This window comes from Pectobacterium hainanensis (genome assembly GCF_046237015.1).
In the GTDB taxonomy this organism is placed as follows: Bacteria; Pseudomonadota; Gammaproteobacteria; order Enterobacterales; family Enterobacteriaceae; genus JBJYIN01.
Window position 1 is genome coordinate 1 of the sequence record NZ_JBJYIN010000022.1, and the last position, 18538, is coordinate 18538.

The 18538-nt window shown below is 50.1% G+C and carries 11 protein-coding genes and 1 pseudogene; 9 read left to right on the forward strand and 3 right to left on the reverse strand.

Going from position 1 to position 18538, the window contains the following annotated elements; all coding sequences use genetic code 11:
• Nucleotides 1–1991, reverse strand: a 1991-nt coding sequence (locus ACKPVM_RS18275) for an Ig-like domain-containing protein (protein WP_409311232.1), incomplete at its 3' end; no start/stop codon positions are given.
• Nucleotides 1992–2351: 360 nt separating this feature from the next.
• Nucleotides 2352–2690, reverse strand: a pseudogene (locus ACKPVM_RS18280) (transposase); the annotation flags it as partial.
• A gap of 710 nt (nucleotides 2691–3400) precedes the next feature.
• Here ACKPVM_RS18280 and ACKPVM_RS18285 point away from each other — a divergent pair.
• The 4 genes from ACKPVM_RS18285 (at nucleotide 3401) to rluA (ending at nucleotide 11440) form a co-directional block, all read left to right on the forward strand.
• Nucleotides 3401–4978 (forward strand): sensor domain-containing diguanylate cyclase, encoded by a 1578-nt coding sequence (locus ACKPVM_RS18285; protein ID WP_409311233.1) that lies wholly within the window; start codon nucleotides 3401–3403, stop codon nucleotides 4976–4978.
• A 165-nt stretch (nucleotides 4979–5143) separates the two neighbouring features.
• On the forward strand, nucleotides 5144–7510 hold the full coding sequence (locus ACKPVM_RS18290; RefSeq protein WP_409311234.1) for a DNA polymerase II: 2367 nt from the start codon (nucleotides 5144–5146) through the stop codon (nucleotides 7508–7510).
• Between the two features lie 187 nt (nucleotides 7511–7697).
• Nucleotides 7698–10601: an RNA polymerase-associated protein RapA gene (rapA, locus tag ACKPVM_RS18295; protein ID WP_409311235.1), complete on the forward strand. Its 2904-nt coding sequence runs from the start codon at nucleotides 7698–7700 to the stop codon at nucleotides 10599–10601.
• A 185-nt stretch (nucleotides 10602–10786) separates the two neighbouring features.
• Nucleotides 10787–11440, forward strand: a complete 654-nt coding sequence (gene rluA / locus ACKPVM_RS18300) for a bifunctional tRNA pseudouridine(32) synthase/23S rRNA pseudouridine(746) synthase RluA (protein ID WP_409311236.1) — start codon at nucleotides 10787–10789, stop codon at nucleotides 11438–11440.
• Nucleotides 11441–11535: 95 nt separating this feature from the next.
• Here the strand turns inward: rluA and djlA are convergent, their stop codons facing one another.
• Nucleotides 11536–12408 (reverse strand): co-chaperone DjlA, encoded by an 873-nt coding sequence (gene djlA, locus ACKPVM_RS18305; protein WP_409311237.1) that lies wholly within the window; start codon nucleotides 12406–12408, stop codon nucleotides 11536–11538.
• A 186-nt stretch (nucleotides 12409–12594) separates the two neighbouring features.
• On the opposite strand from djlA, the gene lptD reads away from it, so the two are divergent.
• The 5 genes from lptD (at nucleotide 12595) to apaG (ending at nucleotide 18538) form a co-directional block, all read left to right on the forward strand.
• Nucleotides 12595–14958, forward strand: coding sequence for an LPS assembly protein LptD (gene lptD, locus ACKPVM_RS18310; protein WP_409311289.1), 2364 nt, complete (start codon nucleotides 12595–12597; stop codon nucleotides 14956–14958).
• A gap of 77 nt (nucleotides 14959–15035) precedes the next feature.
• Nucleotides 15036–16334, forward strand: a complete 1299-nt coding sequence (surA, locus tag ACKPVM_RS18315) for a peptidylprolyl isomerase SurA (protein ID WP_409311238.1) — start codon at nucleotides 15036–15038, stop codon at nucleotides 16332–16334.
• Entirely contained in the window at nucleotides 16334–17335 is a 1002-nt protein-coding gene (pdxA, locus tag ACKPVM_RS18320; RefSeq protein ID WP_409311239.1) for a 4-hydroxythreonine-4-phosphate dehydrogenase PdxA, read from the forward strand. Before surA ends, pdxA begins: the two co-directional genes overlap by 1 nt.
• Complete coding sequence (gene rsmA / locus ACKPVM_RS18325; protein ID WP_409311240.1) at nucleotides 17328–18146, forward strand: 16S rRNA (adenine(1518)-N(6)/adenine(1519)-N(6))-dimethyltransferase RsmA; 819 nt, start codon at nucleotides 17328–17330, stop codon at nucleotides 18144–18146. Before pdxA ends, rsmA begins: the two co-directional genes overlap by 8 nt.
• Nucleotides 18147–18160: 14 nt before the next feature.
• Nucleotides 18161–18538, forward strand: a complete 378-nt coding sequence (apaG, locus tag ACKPVM_RS18330) for a Co2+/Mg2+ efflux facilitator ApaG/CorD (RefSeq protein ID WP_409311241.1) — start codon at nucleotides 18161–18163, stop codon at nucleotides 18536–18538.

Consider the following 18538-nt stretch of genomic DNA (forward strand, 5'->3'; position numbering starts at 1 on the left):
ACCTCGACATCGGTCGGTACGGCTGGCGCGGTCGTATCCGGGGCCTCTGCAGTAACCGGACCGCTACTGTTTCCAGCAGGATCGGTGACCACCACGTTCACCGTTTCACCATTAGTCAGTGGCGGATCTAACGATACGGTAAAGCTGCCATCTGCACCTGCCGTCGCCTCACCCAGTGCATTACCGTTCGCATCGGTGAGGGTCACAGTGCTGCCCGGCTCGGCGTTACCGGTGACAGTGGTGCCATCGTCTGCCACCTCGACATTGGTTGGTACGGCTGGCGCGGTGGTATCCGGGGCCTCTGCGATGACCGGACCGCTACTGTTTCCAGCAGGATCGGTGACCACCACGTTCACCGTTTCCCCGTTGGTCAATGGCGGATTTAACGGCACGGTAAAGCTGCCGTCTTCACCTACCGTTGCCTCGCCCAGTGCATTCCCGTCTGCATCAGTGAGCGTCACCGTGCTGCCCGGTTCAGCGTTACCGCTGACGGATGTCCCGTCTGCTGTCACCTCGACATCGGTAGGTACGGCTGGTGCGGTCGTGTCCGGTGCCTCTGCGGTGACCGGATCACTGCTGTTGCCAGCAGGATCGGTGACCACCACGTTCACCGTTTCCCCGTTGGTTAACGGTGGATCTAACGGCACGGTAAAGCTGCCGTCTTCACCCACAGTGGTTTCACCCAGTGCATTACCGTCTGCGTCGGTGAGCGTCACCGTGCTGCCCGGCTCGGCGTTACCGCTGACGGACGTCCCATCTTCCGCCACCTCGACATCCGTTGGTGCGGCTGGCGCGGTCGTATCCGGGGCCTCTGCGGTGACCGGATCGCTGCTATTGCCAGCAGGATCGGTGACCACCACATTTACGGTTTCACCGTTGGTCAGTGGCGGATTTAACGGCACGGTAAAGCTGCCGTCCTCACCTGCCGTGGCCTCGCCTAGTACATTGCCGCTCGCATCGGTGAGGGTCACCCTGCTGCCCGGTTCGGCGTTACCGCTGACGGAGGTGCCATCTTCCGCCACCGTGATATTTGTGGGTTCTTCCGGTGCGGCGGTATCCGGTATGACTGGCGAACTGCTGTTGCCATCCTGATTGGTCACCACTACCGTAATTTCATCTCCGTTGGCTATCGGGGGATCAAGCGGTATCGTAAAACTGCCATCTTCAGCTACCGTCCCTTCACCCAGTGTATTGCCATCAGTATCCGTGATCGTAACAGTGTTACCGGCCTTGGCGTTGCCACTAACCGCTGAGCCATCCACTGCGACTGATAAATTTGCGGGAGCCGTTACCTCTGGGGCTGTCGTTGTAACCGGCACGCTCTCATTACCTGACTCATCAATAGCGACTAACGCGATCTCATCCCCATCGGTCAACGGCGGATCTAACAACACCGTAAAACTACCGTCTTCATCCACGATCGCACGGCCCAGTTCATTACCTGCACCATCCATTACCATTATCTCGCTGCCAGGTTCAGCATTACCACCAGCGGCGGTACCATCGCTGCTAACCCACAGACTGCTTATCACCAAAGGTCCGGTATGATCCGACGAACGCCCATCCGAATCATCCTTGTCATGCGCGACAATAGCAGCCGCCCCTCCAGCAACAGCAAGTGCGCCTAAAACATATGCCCAACCAGAAGTGCTTGATGACTCTGCACCGGCCAACGCTTCAAGACCAGAAATCGATTCAAATTGGTACTGACCAGCAGGATCTTTCACCCACCAAAGCGCCCCATCATTCTCTTCCAATACGAGCTCACTGAAGCCTTGTTCTCCCTCAACATAAAAATTTTTCAGTACGACTTTTTCGCCAGAATGCAATGTCACGATCAAATCATTACCAGAACGAGACATAGCAGAGATTTCTTGCCGGCTGACCTGTAATTTCACAATGGAAGGAGAAGATAAATACAGCTCTCCTGAAGAGGCATTAAGCGTAGAAGCGGCACCACTTTTCTTCACGATAATAGAGATGTCATTCATTTAATTTGCACTCCCAATTGAGCATTAAATTACGCTATGAAAAGGATAATTAATTATGCTGCTGAGATTCTCAGAAAAAGGGAGCCCTTATGATGGATTAATCGAGAACAATTAATTCCATCCATCATAAAAATGGCTCAGGAAAATAAAACCCTCAGGAAATTGTTCATTCCCAGAGAAATTTAAATTATTTTTCAGAAAAAATTAAATATAAACGATAGTGTACAATGTTTTATCAAATAGCTTAGTCTCCTATGAAATTCAGGTTCCATTTGAGAGTAAATCTTGATGCATGCCTATACCCGACATCGCTCACCTAACTCATCGCCTAGACATGCTCTGAGATGATTGAGGCCGATTCCCATCAAGTCTCAACCACGACCAATCTATTGGTCCTAATTTTTCATGCGAAAGCAGGCCATTCAGCCAGAATTGCTCAAATACGCCCGCCACGCGCCATTCCTGAAAACGCCGATGAGCAGAACTGGATGAACAAATACCCGTCGTATTAAGGGCATTCCACCGACACCCCGTTCTTAATACAAAGAAAATCGCATTCATTGCAGCCCGATTATCTACCCGACGACGATGGTGCCCCAAGGGGTGACGGGCCACATGCTTGGGAAGTAAAGGTTCCATTTTTTGCCAAAGTTCATCGGGAAGAGACCATTCTTCAAATTGAATATTTACTTTTCTCATCACTCAATCAACCGATTATTTATTATCATAGCAACCCCTATTGGGATAGGGATTTATATTCAGATAAAACATATCTTTATGTGAATTTATTTTTATGAAAAACAAAAATGGTCATTACCTGATGAAAAACAACATCACTTATTCTATTTAGCACAAAGTCAGCAGGATGCAAGGCATCGTCATTTACTCATTCATTTCAATAGAAAACCATCAAAAAACAAGTATAAATCATATTATTATCAAAAATACCATATCATTAATTAACCAGCTAACTATTTAGAATGGAAACTTTATTAAATTCCTATTGGGATAGAATATTCCATTCAAAATAACCACATAACTATAAAGTATTATTTTTAATATTGTCCGATTACTATCATCTCTGTAAAAAATAGACGCCATCAAAACAAAATTATTTTTACCACATAAAAATCAGTACATTACCCATAAAAACCAGAAACATCATGGATACTTAAAATAATGTACAAAATCAATGCATATATCGTTCAATAAACGATGAATATAAAAACCTACCTTATATTTTTTAGCACAAGCTGGAGGAGATGCAAGAAAGTAGTAAGACTTTTCTGATGAACGTTCTCAATTGGTGCTTATTTCACAACAGCGCATTTTCAAGACAATAATTTTACAGCCCCAGTACCAACACTTATGATGTAATGAACTCTCCTCACTGCGCCCATCGATCCAACATGTTTTTTAACTTACTCAACCATCTGGGATTACGACGCCTCATCTTGCTTTTAGCCGTTATGAGCGCGTTGGTCACGTTGGCAAACAGTTTTTATGCCAGTTATCGCGTACAACGCCAGCTTCTGGTTGATAACACGTTGGAGGCCAATCGTGTATACGCCACAAAACTGGCTTCCATGACTGAAGTATTCTTCAAGTCTACGTTGCAACAGCTCACCTACAGCGCCAGTGTGATAGCAACACAGATGGATGATACTGACCGCTTAATTGAAGAGGCAGATCGAGTCCGCTTACAAACAAACAGTTTCAATTCTGTCGCTATTGCTGATGTACACGGCATCGTTAAAGCCACGTCACCAGATACGCTTCAACTGATTGGGAAGAAAATCACGACACCAGGTGCGTTAGAAGCGCTAAAAGAAAAGCGCCCGCTCATTAGCCAGCCCTACATTTCTGCCGCAGATAACTTCATCGTACTGATTTCATCGCCTATTTTTACCCGGGATGGCCGTTACAAAGGCTTTATCGCTGGCTCCATCTATCTAAAAAGACCCAGCATTCTCAATGCAATGCTTGATCAACACTATTACCGGGATGGCTCTTACATTTACGTCACCGATCAGCACGGGAACATCTTGTACCACAAAGATATGGAGCGCATTGGCAAGACTGATTCAGCCTCAGCAGAAATGAATTCTCAACATCAGGATAACGGTAGCCAGCAGATGGTCAATTATGTCGGGGAAAAAATGCTGGCAGGATACGCGTTTGAACCCACGTCTCAATGGACCATTATCTCGCTTCGCCCAACCAGTTCAACCCTGAAGCCCTTGGAGAGCCTAATGCTGGATGTATTACGGCATACGCTCCCTATGGCGACATTAACCATACTATGTGTTTGGCTATTTGCCCGATTAATTGCCCAACCTCTTTGGCTGTTGGCCCGCAGCGCCAACAAAATGGATTCCATCAGCGTTTCTGACGATATCAGAAAAATTCATTCCTGGTATTTCGAGGCGACCCAACTCAAACAGGCAATGCTGCTAGGTATCGATCTGTTACAGCGAAAAATCGGCAAGCTTCGTTCCGAAGCACACTCAGACCCAATGACAGGTCTGCTCAATCGAAGAGGACTGGAGAATGTGCTTCGCTATTGGCTCCTGGGACAAAAAAGCTTTTCTATTATTGCGTTAGATATTGACTACTTTAAACGTATTAATGATACCTACGGTCACGATGTGGGTGATGACGTGATTAAATATCTTGCTCAACTCATTCACGCCAGTTCACGCGATACTGATGTGTTATGTCGCAGCGGTGGTGAAGAGTTTTTGATGCTTTTACCCGAGACCAGAGTAGAAGCGGCCATTGATATTGCGGAACGGCTACGGCAACACACAGCAGAATCCACAATCCCCGTGGTTGGTAATATGACGATTTCTCTTGGCGTCGCGCAATGGTCACCAGAAGTGGGGGCGATTACCATAGAGCGAGCATTTAAAATGGCAGATGAAGCGTTATACAAAGCCAAACAGGAAGGCCGCAATCGGGTTGCCGCCGCCTCAACGCTCCCCTGAATACATTAAAAATACATGCATGCTTTTACTCTCGCTGACCAGCCAGACACAGGTAATATCGATAAATCGCTAGACAACAACTGTATAAATAACCATACTCAATTCTGATTTTGCTGGTCTCACTGACCATTAATGTGTTCCTCTTTGACATAAGAAGGCGACCTCGTGGAGCAGACTCGTCAGGGTTTTCTACTTACTCGCCACTGGCGTGATACTCCTGCGGGCATACAGGTAGAATTCTGGCTGGCGACCGATGACGGCCCCATGCTAGCTCGTTTACCGCCTCAACAGGCGGTCGCTTTCATTCCCATGTCACAAGAAGCACTGGCGCGATCGCTACTCAGTCAGGATAAACACTGGCAACTACGCCCGTTAGCCTTACAAGATTTCCATCATCACGCTCTACTCGGCCTGTATTGCCCTCAATACCGCCAGCTTTTGCGGCTTGAAAAACAATTACGAGAGGGCGGTGTTCAGATTTATGAAGCCGACATCCGTCCAACCGATCGCTTTCTTATGGAGCGGTTTATTACCGCTCCCGTGTGGTTCAACGGTGAAACCACGTCCCCCAACCTGCTAACGCAGGTGCGTATGAAACCGAACCCCGACTATCGTCCCTCGTTAAAGCTCGTGTCATTGGATATTGAGACGAATCGCCATGGCGAGCTTTACTGTATTGGGTTGGAAGGTTGCGGGCAGCGGCAGGTTTATATGTTAGGCCCCGCAAACGGTACGCCTCCCCACTCAGATGATTTCACACTGGAATACGTCGCCAGCCGTCCTCAACTTCTGGAAAAATTGAACCACTGGATACAGCGATACGACCCTGACGCGATCATTGGCTGGAACTTGGTCCAATTTGATCTGCGTGTACTGCAAAAACACGCCGAACGCTATCGTATTCCACTGCGACTAGGTCGTCATGGCAGCGAAATTGAATGGCGCGAACACGGTTTCAAGCAAGGACATTTTTTCGCTAGTGCGGCGGGTAGATTGATCATCGACGGTATTGAAGCATTAAAATCCGCCACCTGGAATTTCGCCTCATTCAGTTTAGAATTCGTCGCACAAGCGCTATTAGGAGAAGGAAAAGCGATCGATACCCCCTACCAGCGTATGGATGAGATCGATCGTCGCTTTGCCGAAGACAAACCCGCACTTGCCCGTTACAACCTACAAGATTGTGAGTTAGTGACCCGTATCTTCGCAAAAACCGAATTACTTCCTTTTTTACTGGAACGCGCTAGCGTCACGGGGTTAGCCGCCGATCGCAACGGTGGCTCCGTTGCCGCTTTTAGCCATCTCTATCTTCCACGAATGCATCGGGCAGGGTATGTCGCGCCAAATCTGGGAGAAATTGCGATGGAAGGTAGCCCCGGCGGATTTGTCATGGACTCACGCCCCGGTTTGTACGATTCAGTGCTGGTACTCGATTATAAAAGCCTCTACCCCTCGATCATCCGCACCTTTCTTATCGATCCGGTAGGGCTTGCTGTCGGCATGGCGCATCCCGATGAAAAACACGCCGTTGAAGGATTTCGCGGTGCCTGGTTTTCCCGTGATTCTCACTGCCTGCCCGCGATTGTCGATCAGATCTGGCAAGGTCGCGAGACGGCAAAGCGAGACAACAACAAACCGTTATCTCAGGCATTGAAGATCATCATGAATGCGTTTTATGGCGTATTAGGTGCGACGGGCTGCCGTTTTTTCGATCCTCGCCTTGCGTCATCCATTACCCTACGCGGTCACGAAATCATGCGCAAAACACGTGAGCTCATTGAACAACAGGGATATGAGGTTATTTACGGCGACACCGATTCAACCTTTGTCTGGCTGAAGCGGGCACATCAGGAGGAGGAAGCGTCGCGTATCGGCAAAGCACTGGTGAAACACGTTAACCTATGGTGGCAACAGCATTTGCAACACACTCAGCAGTTGACCAGCGCACTGGAATTGGAATTTGAAACACACTTTTGCCGTTTTCTTATGCCAACCATTCGCGGGGCAGAACAGGGAAGCAAAAAACGCTATGCCGGAATGATCGCCACACCTCAAGGTGAAAAAATGGTATTTAAAGGTTTGGAAACCGTGCGGACAGACTGGACGCCGCTAGCACAACGCTTTCAGCAACAGCTCTACTTACGCATTTTTCAGCAAAAGCCCTATCAGATGTGGTTACGGGAGTACGTCAGCCAAACCCTAAACGGTGAATTTGATGACCAACTGGTCTACCGCAAACGGCTGCGGCGTCGTCTTGAGGATTATCAACGCAATATCCCGCCGCACGTTCGAGCGGCAAAAATTGCCGATGACTACAACCGACAGCAAGGGCGGCCATTGCAATACCAGAACGGCGGCTGGATTAGTTATGTCATCACAATCAACGGCCCAGAGCCTTTGGAAACGCAGCATTCGCCATTGGATTACCAACATTATGTCGAGCGCCAACTGCAACCTGTCGCCGATGCCATCCTTCCTTTCCTTCACGACGATTTCACGACATTGGTAACGGGCCAAATGGGGTTATTTTAATCATCAGCGTCGACTCAGGACGTTTGAGCAGGTGACGAACGCGCCGCCTTCCATTACCATATCGCCCTTTCAGAATTAACATCATCAGCACGCTCAGTTCGTGTCAAAAAGAAATTCACGAATAGCGACAGATAACACAGCCAAATACTGACTCCCCAGACACAAACAAAAATCGAGCTAAGAATTTATGCCTTTTACACTTGGTCAACGCTGGATCAGCGATACGGAAAGCGAACTTGGATTAGGTACGGTAGTTGCCGTCGATACAAGAATGATCACGCTGCTTTTCCCTGCCAGCGGCGAAAACCGCCTTTATTCCCGCAGCGATGCCCCCATCACACGAGTGATGTTCAACCCCGGTGATACCGTGACCAGCCACGAAGGTTGGCAATTAAAGGTTGAGGACGTGCGCGAAGAAAACGGCCTGCTGGTGTACTGCGGCCAACGTCTGGATGACGAGTCATCGGCAGAACTACGCGAAGTATTCCTGGACAGTAAGCTCACCTTTAATAAACCACAGGATCGACTTTTTGCCGGTCAGATTGATCGAATGGATCGCTTTGCCCTGCGTTATCGCGCCCGTAAGCATCAGAATGAACAGGCTCTCCAACAATGGGGCGGTCTGCGTGGCATGCGCGCCAGCCTTATCCCACACCAGTTACATATTGCTTACGAAGTGGGACAACGCCATGCGCCTCGCGTGTTGCTGGCGGATGAAGTCGGTCTGGGAAAAACCATTGAAGCCGGGATGATCATTCATCAGCAACTGCTTTCTGGCCGGGCAGAACGTGTATTGATTATTGTGCCGGAAACGTTGCAGCATCAGTGGCTAGTCGAAATGCTACGCCGCTTTAACCTGCTGTTCTCACTCTTTGATGATGAACGTTATGCGCAAGCCAAGCTGGATAGCAGCAATCCCTTTGAAACTGAACAGTTGGTGATTTGTTCTCTGGATTTTGTGCAGCGTAACGCACAGCGTTTTGAGCAATTGGTTAATGCCAATTGGGGCCTGCTCGTCGTGGATGAAGCACACCATTTAGCCTGGAGCGAAGAGAACCCCAGCCCTGAGTATCAAGCTGTAGAGCAGTTGGCTCGTCATATTCCCGCCGTACTGCTGTTGACCGCTACGCCGGAACAATTAGGCCAGCAAAGCCACTTTGCGCGCCTGCGTTTACTCGATCCCAATCGTTTCCATGACTATCAGGAATTCATTGCCGAACAACAACAATACCGTCCGGTTGCCGATGCCGTTACCCTATTACTGGCCGGAGAAAAAGCGAAAACCGACGAACTCAACGTGTTGAGTGAGCTATTGGGTGAACAAGATATTGAACCGCTGCTGAAAGCCATCAATAGCGATAGCGAAGATAATCAGCGTGCACGTCAGGAACTGATTACGATGTTGATGGATCGCCACGGTACTAGCCGTGTGCTGTTCAGAAACACCCGTCAGGGCGTAAAAGGTTTCCCACAGCGTATTTTGCACCAAATCCGTCTGCCGTTACCGGCGCAGTACCAAACCGCGCTCAAAGTCTCTGGCATCATGAGCGCTAACAAGCAACCCGAGGCCCGCGCCCGTGAGATGTTGTACCCAGAGCAGATTTATCAACAACTGGAAGGTGACGACGCAACCTGGTGGAATTTCGATCCACGCGTTGAATGGCTACTCAATTATCTGACGACGCATCGCGACGAAAAGGTGCTGGTGATCTGCGCCCAGGCCACCACGGCACTACAACTGGAGCAAGTGCTTCGTACTCGGGAAGCCATTCGTGCCGCCGTTTTCCACGAGGGGCTTTCCATTCTTGAACGCGATAGGGCCGCCGCCTATTTCGCTTCGGAAGAAGACGGCGCTCAAGTTCTGATCTGTTCCGAAATTGGATCCGAAGGCCGCAACTTCCAGTTTGCCAGCCACCTGATCATGTTTGATCTGCCTTTTAACCCCGATCTACTGGAACAGCGCATTGGCCGTTTGGATCGTATTGGTCAAACACAGCAGATTCAGATCCTGATCCCTTATCTGGAAAATACGGCACAAGCCATGTTGGTACGTTGGTATCACGAAGGGCTTGATGCGTTTGAACATACCTGCCCAACGGGGCGAACGATCTATGATGCCCACTACGCTCAGCTGATCGAGCGGTTGGTGACAGCAGGAGAGCAAGAAGGTCTGGATGAATTCATTCACACCTGCCGCCAACAGCATGATCGCTTGAAACAGCAGCTCGAACAAGGTCGCGATCGCTTACTGGAAATGCACTCTAACGGTGGCGAAAAAGCACAGCAGTTGGCACAGGGCATCGCCGAGCAGGACAATGATGTCAATCTGGTGACGTTTGCGCTAAATCTGTTTGATATCGTGGGCATCAATCAGGAAGATCGCAGTGATAATCTGATTGTGCTGACGCCATCGGATCATATGCTGGTACCGGATTTCCCCGGCCTGCCACAAGACGGTTGCACCATCACGTTCGATCGTGAACAGGCGCTATCCCGGGAAGATGCGCAGTTTATCAGTTGGGAGCATCCATTAATTCGTAACGGGCTTGACCTGATACTCTCGGGTGATACAGGCAGTTGTGCCGTATCGCTGTTAAAAAACAAAGCATTACCGGTAGGCACGCTACTCGCTGAGTTAGTGTATGTTGTAGAAGCTCAGGCACCAAAGCATCTGCAACTGACGCGTTTTCTACCGCCAACGCCGGTTCGCCTGTTGATGGATCGTAAAGGGACCAACCTTGCTGCACAGGTTGAATTCGAAAGTTTCAACCGCCAACTCAACGCGGTGAACCGCCATACTTCCAGCAAGCTGGTTAATGCCGTTCAGGCTGATGTTCACGCCATGTTGCAGCAGGCTGAACCCCTTGTGGAAACGCAGGCTCGGCAGTTAATTACGGATGCTCAGAATCAGGCTGATAAGCAACTGCGTCGTGAACTGGAACGTCTGGAAGCGTTAAAGGCCGTTAACCCCAATATTCGTGACGATGAATTGCAAGCACTCGAAACCCAGCGTGATCACGTCCTAAGCAATTTGCATCAAGCTAACTGGCGTTTGGACGCCATTCGTCTGGTGGTGGTGACGCATCAATAATGTCGTCACCCACTCTTCAGGCAGTCAGGCTTTCCAGCACACGGACAGCCGCAGAGTAGAGAAAGAAAAAAGTAGAGAAAGTACGGGGATGGGGTTTCCGCTGGAACACCTCGCCCCGTGATAAGCCTGAGTATCTCGATCAGACAGCAATGACGTCCTTGTCTTTTGCGTATTTTGGAGCGTGAATGGAACCCTATAACCCGCCTACCGATCCCTGGTTACACATTCTGTATCAGGATCAGCACATCATGGTGGTGAATAAGCCCAGCGGCCTGCTATCGGTTCCCGGTCGAGCGCCAGAACACCGAGACAGCGTCATGAGCCGCATTCAGGCTGACTATCCCACCGCTGAATCCGTACACCGCCTGGATATGGCAACCAGTGGCGTGATCGTTGTCGCCCTGACAAAGGCGGCCGAACGGGAATTAAAACGCCAGTTCCGAGAACGAGAGCCAAAAAAATCCTATCTGGCTCACGTATGGGGATTAATGGAGCACGATGAAGGGCTCATCGACCTCCCTTTAATTTGCGACTGGCCCAATCGTCCAAAACAGAAGGTTTGTTTTGAGCAGGGAAAACCCGCTCAGACGGAGTATCAGGTCTTGGCACGCCATCCCGATGGTACGACGCGAGTGAAATTGATGCCCATTACCGGACGTTCTCACCAGCTACGCGTCCATTTGCTGGCACTCGGTCACCCTATACTCGGTGATGGCTTCTACGCGCCCCCGGAAGCCAAAGCAATGGCTTCCCGCCTTTTGTTGCATGCTCAGGAACTCCGTATTACCCATCCGGAATTTAACACGCCGATGCACTTTCGCTGCGAAGCCGATTTCTAAGGTAATGAATGCGGGTATCGCTGACACTGGGTAAGCAGCATGGAAAATCAGTAGGTCGGGGAAATAGCAGACGATAAAAAAGATTTAGGAGGGGGTTATTTTAAAGAATGTGTACTTTTTAATAGCTCATAGGCGGCCTGGATGTCTTGTGCTTTTCGCTTCGCCATTTCCATCATTCTGGGCGACAACCCTTTTGCTACCAGCTTATCAGGGTGATGTTCGCTCATCAGTTTCCGGTAAGCACGTTTAATTGTCGCGGCATCATCGCTGCTGCGGACACCCAGCGTCCGACAGGCGCTCTCCACCGTCGGCTCACGTGATGACGTAAATGTACGCTGACCACCATAAGAATGACCTCCGGATGACGACTGGTTGCGGCGCTGATAAGACTTATTACCGTGTTTCGTTCCGCTTTGGCCTTGCTTCGACTGGCCACTTTCCATATTTCTCAGGAAAAATTCAAACTGCTCCCGGGTAATCCCCAGCTCATCAGCAATGACATACAACACGCGTTTTTCGTTCGGGTGCAATACGCCATCGACAAACGCCACCTGCAACTGAATTTCCAGAAACATCTTAATCAGATCAAATCGCCCAAGGCAGGCATCCCGCAATTTACGCAGTTTGAAACGCAAGGGGAAATGGCTGGCCTTCCCTTCGCGGAAGGCTTGTTGTGCCGCACTTCTCGCGTCACCAAACAGTTCAAGACGATCCATCATTTTGGTTGCGATCTGAATATCTGCTTCCGTTACTCGCCCTTTGGATTTGGTGAGGTGCCCCATGGCCTGGAACGTTGTAAGGAAAAATAGCGCCTGTCGGGTCGATTGAGCTGAAAAAAAGTTACGGCGCCGCGCTGCCCTAGCCTTATCGACCAGATGCCCCATCAGCAGTCCCATAATCATTCCCCAGATGCCACCGCTCGACATAATTCCCAGCGCAAGCCCCAGCAACTTTCCCCAATACCGCATATACTCCTCAAATCCCCATGCCGTCGGCCAAAAATTGCTTTATCATACCCGTCATTTATCTTTGCACCTAACGGCAGTGCGTATAAAACAGTGGGGATTTAACACTGGCGCGACGCTGATGAGTGATATAGTCTCTGACCGTTTGCCGGCACGATGCCTCTGATGACGGAACACCTGATACCGCGTATGAAAAAAAGTTTCCCAACCCTGCTGGCCACCCTGATTTGGTCGGCCCTTTATAGCCAGCATGCGCTGGCCGATCTTGCCGAACAGTGTATGCTGGGTGTACCTACGTACGACAGGCCGCTGGTAACTGGCGATCCTAACCAATTGCCGGTCCATATTCAGGCCGACAAAACGGAAGCTAATTACCCAGATAATGCTCGTTTCCTCGGTAATGTTAACATTCAGCAAGGCAATAGTATCCTGACGGCTGAGCAAGTGGAGCTGAATCAGATTCAGGCAACTACCCAGGGTGCTGCCCCTACGCGAACCGTGACTGCAACGGGAAACGTAAACTATGATGACAATCAGGTCATATTAAAAGGCCCCAAAGCCTGGTCGAACCTTGATACCAAAGATACCGACGTCTTTAACGGTGACTATCAAATGGTTGGCCGTCAGGGCCGTGGTTCCGCTGACAAAATGAAAATGCGAGACAGCAATCGCTATACCATTCTGGAAAACGGATCGTTTACGTCTTGCCTACCGGGTGATGATAGCTGGAGCGTCGTCGGTTCGGAAGTGATTCAGGATAGAGAAGAACAGGTTGCCGAAATCTGGAACGCACGTTTCAAGATTGCTGGCGTACCGGTATTCTACAGCCCGTATTTGCAACTGCCTATCGGCGATAAACGTCGCTCTGGTTTCCTGATCCCGAATGCAAAATACGGCAGCAGTAACGGTTTTGAGTTAATTACGCCCTACTACTGGAATATCGCACCAAACTTCGATGCAACAATCACACCGCACTTGCTCACCAAACGTGGTATGCAGTGGCAAAATGAGTTCCGTTATCTGACGACGCCGGGTCTCGGTAACATTCAGCTTGACTGGTTGCCAGACGACAACAAATACGCCAAAAACACGCCACGAGACGATAATGATACCCGCTGGTTATTCCACTGGGGGCACAATGGCGTCATGGATCAAGTATGGCGTTTTAATGCTGACTACACCAAAGTCAGCGACTCGACCTACTTTAAAGACCTTGACTCGACTTATGGCTCCAGTACAGATGGATATATTACGCAAAAACTCAGCGTAGGCTATGCCAACCAGAACTGGGATACCGCCCTCTCTACCAGACAGTTTCAGGTCTTTTCTACCTCGGCCAGTCGGGACATCTACCGTTCCGAACCTCAGCTTGATATCAATTACTACCAAAATGATATCGGCCCGGTCGATCTACATCTTTATGGCCAGGCGGTAAAATTTACCAACGTCAACGATAATCGTCCCGAAGCGACGCGTCTACACCTCGAACCGGCGCTCAACCTGCCATTGACCAATCGTTGGGGAAGCCTGACGACGGAAGCTCGCCTGCTGGCAACGCATTATCAGCAGGATAATTTGGATCGCTACCGCGCCGATCCAAACGTCAATGACATGAACAAAAACGCGCTGAAAGATTCGGTTAACCGCGTGATGCCGCAATATAAGGTCGATGGCAAACTGATCTTCGAGCGTGAAATGGATTGGTCACAGGCCTACACCCAGACGCTGGAACCGCGGGCACAATATCTGTACGTGCCTTACCGGAATCAAAGCAATATCCATACCTATGACTCAACGCTACTACAGGCCGACTATTCCGGCTTGTTCCGTGAGCGTACCTACAGTGGTCTGGATCGTATCGCCTCTGCGAATCAGCTTGCCACAGGGATCACTTCGCGAATTTATGATGATGCCTTGGTTGAACGTTTTAATGCTTCTATAGGTCAAATCTATTACTTTGATCGACCACGTACCGGCGACAACAATACCGTCATCGATCAAAGTAAAAACAATGGCAGTCTGGTGTGGGCAGGTGACAGCTATCTGAAAATCGACGATAGCTGGGGTGTCCGAGGTGGTTTGCAGTACGACAACCGTCTTAACGAAGTCGCGCTGGGTGATGCTGTCGTGGAATACCGCCGGGATGCCGAGCGTCTGGTACAGTTAAATTATCGTTATGCCAGCGCCAAGTACATTCAGGCTATGTTGCCCAGCGTTCAGAATCCGGGATTCCAACAGGGTATTTCTCAGATCGGCCTGACGGCCAGTTGGCCTATTGTCGATCGCTGGGCCGTGGTGGGCGCTTATTACTACGATACCAAAGCGAATCAGCCTGCCGACCAGATGATTGGTGTGCAATACAATACCTGTTGCTGGGCGGTCAGCGTCGGTTATGAACGTAAAATCACGGACTGGAATACATCCAGCCGTAGCAGTGAGTATGACAACAAAGTATCGTTTAATATCGAATTACGCGGTTTAAGCAATAATTACAATCTGGGTTCTGAAAAAATGCTACGTTCCGGTATTTTACCTTATCAACGCGCATTCTGATGAACTTGCCGTCCATATGGACAGATTGTATCAATAAAACTTTTAACCCGCCTTGCGGATGAAACAATGGGAAAGGTATGAATAACTGGAGAACGCTGATTCTCGGATTGGCACTAAGTGGTGCCTCTACCGCGTTCGCAGCACCACAAGTGGTTGATAAAGTCGCGGCGGTGGTTGATAACAGCGTCGTGCTGGAAAGCGATGTAAATGGCCTTTTGCAGTCGGTCAAATTGAACGCACAGCAGGCAGGGCAGCAGTTACCGGATGATGCAACCTTGCGTCATCAAATCACCGATCGTCTGATCATGGATAACATCGTGCTGCAAATGGCACAAAAAATGGGTATCCAGATTACTGATGAACAATTGGATCGTTCCATTGCCAATATTGCGGCACAGAACCGGATGTCAATCGATCAGCTAAAAAGCCAGTTGGCTTACGAAGGCCTGAATTACAACACCTATCGTAATCAAATCCGTAAAGAAATGCTGATTGCAGAAGTGCGAAATAACGAAGTTCGCCGTCGCGTAACGGTATTACCACAAGAAGTGGATGCGCTGGCGAAGCAAATCGCGAATCAAACTGGCGAAGATGCAGAGCTTAACCTGAGCCATATCCTGATCCCGCTACCGGAAAACCCGAGTCAACAACAGGTCGATGAAGCTGAAAATCTGGCTGTCTCACTGGTAAAACAAATTAATGAAGGCGCTGATTTTGGCAAACTGGCCATCACCTACTCTGCGGATTCTCAGGCGCTGAAAGGTGGGCAAATGGGATGGGGAAAATTGCAGGAAATCCCAACCTTGTTTGCAGATAGACTGACTCAGGCACAGAAAGGCCAAACGGTTGGTCCGATTCGTTCCGGCGTTGGTTTTCACATCCTGCGCGTTAACGACATTCGTGGCAGCGATAAAACCGTCTCAGTCACCGAAACCCATGCACGTCACATCCTCCTGAAACCTTCCGTTGTTATGACCGATAGCCAAGCACAGGCAAAACTGGAAGATGTGGTACAGCAGATCAAAAGCGGCACGTCAGATTTCGCCACTCAGGCCAAACAACTCTCGCAAGATCCAGGCTCGGCTAATCAGGGCGGCGATCTCGGTTGGGCGTCACCGGATATGTACGACCCGGCATTCCGTGACGCGTTGCTGAAACTGAAAAAAGGCGAAATCAGTCAGCCAATTCATTCCTCTTTCGGTTGGCACCTGATTCAGTTACTGGACACCCGTCAGGTCGATAAAACCGATGCGGCGCAAAAAGAGCAGGCGTACCGTATGATCTTTAATCGTAAATTCGCCGAAGAAGCACAAACCTGGATGCAGGAGCAGCGTGCATCGGCGTATGTCAAAGTGATTAATGGCGCTAATAATTAATGCAGACTGAGCGCAATACGCCACGTGTTGTGATCACCCCCGGCGAACCCGCCGGGATTGGCCCCGATCTGGTGATTGCTCTCGCACAGCAAGACTGGCCTGTCGAGCTGGTTTGCTGTGCCGATCCCGACCTGTTATTCAGTCGCGCATTGCAGCTTTCGATGCCGCTGACGCTGCATGACTATCAACCCGGCCAGCCAACGAGACCACAACAGGCTGGTAGCCTGACCATCCTGCCGATCGCCGCCCCGGCAACCATCATTCCAGGCCAATTAAATGTCGCTAACAGTGCTTATGTCGTTGAAACATTGGCGCGAGCCTGTGACGGCTGCCTGAAAGGTGAATTCGGGGCGCTGATTACCGGCCCGGTACATAAAGGCATTATTAACGATGCTGGCGTTCCGTTCAGTGGACACACTGAATTTTTTGCCGATCGTAGCCACTGTGATCGGGTCGTTATGATGCTGGCGACGGAAGAGCTGCGTGTCGCCTTAGCGACCACACATCTGCCGCTGTCAGCCGTTTCTGCGGCTATCACTCGTCAGAGCCTGCATGAAGTCATCACGATTTTACATCATGACTTACAGACAAAATTTGGCATCACCCACCCACAGATTTATGTGTGTGGGCTGAATCCTCATGCGGGTGAAGGCGGTCATATGGGCCGTGAGGAGTTGGATGTCATCAATCCGGCACTAGACGATCTTCGTCAGCAAGGCATCACGTTGGTAGGACCGTTGCCTGCCGACACGCTTTTCCAGCCCAAGTATCTGCAACACGCTGACGCCGTTTTGGCGATGTACCACGATCAAGGGCTCCCGGTTCTGAAATATCAGGGCTTCGGGCGCGCCGTTAATATCACACTGGGGTTACCTTTTATCCGCACATCTGTTGACCACGGTACAGCGCTTGAGCTGGCCGCAACGGGTAGTGCCGACCCCGGCAGCTTCACCACGGCATTAAATCTTGCCATTAAAATGATAAATCACAGTAATGAATAATCGCGTACACCAAGGTCACTTCGCCCGTAAACGTTTTGGGCAAAACTTTTTAAACGATCACTTCGTGATCGATAGTATCGTTTCGGCTATTAATCCTCAGCCGGGGCAAGCGGTCGTCGAGATCGGACCGGGACTTGGCGCGCTCACCGCCCCTGTTGGTGAACGGATGGATCGTTTTACCGTTATTGAGCTGGACCGAGATCTTGCCGCGCGTTTAGAAACGCACCCAACGCTGAAAGATAAACTGACCATTATCCAGCAAGATGCCATGACGATCGATTTCGCCGCACTCGCTGAACAGGCCGGTCAACCACTGCGTGTGTTCGGCAACCTGCCGTATAATATTTCTACCCCGTTGATGTTCCACCTGTTCAGCTATACTCAATCTATCCGCGACATGCACTTTATGTTGCAGAAAGAAGTGGTTAACCGCCTGGTCGCAGGACCGAACAGCAAAGCTTTCGGGCGTCTGAGCGTCATGGCACAGTATTATTGCCAGGTGATTCCGGTCCTTGAAGTGCCGCCGGAAGCCTTCAAGCCCGCGCCTAAAGTGGATTCCGCAGTGGTACGGCTCGTTCCTCATGCCGAGATCCCCTATCCGGTCAGCGATATTCGTGTGCTGAGCCGTATCACAACGGAAGCGTTTAACCAGCGTCGTAAGACACTGCGCAACAGTCTGGGCAATCTGTTCACCCCTGAAGTCCTCACCGAATTGGGTGTTGATCCCGCCAGTCGGGCGGAAAACGTGACGGTGGAACAATATTGCCGGTTAGCAAATTGGTTGGTCGGGCACCCTGCCACACAGGAATAACTGGAGTCATTGTGATGATTAATGCGCCCCGTGTTTGTGTACAGGTTCAGAGTTTCTACGTCGAGGCGCAGTCACAACCCGACGAAGAGCGTTTTGTTTTTGCGTATACGATTACTGTCCGCAATCTGGGGCGACACCCGGTACGTTTGCTCGGCCGTTATTGGCTGATTACTAATGCCAATGGGCGGCAGACCGAAGTGCAGGGAGAAGGGGTCGTCGGTGAACAACCACTGATACAACCCGGTAGCGAATTTCAGTACACCAGCGGTACCGTACTGGAAACGCCGTTGGGAACAATGGAAGGCCACTACCAGATGCTCGATCATCAAGGCAACACATTTCAGGTCAATATCCCTGTATTTCGTCTGGCAATTTCTTCACTGATACATTAA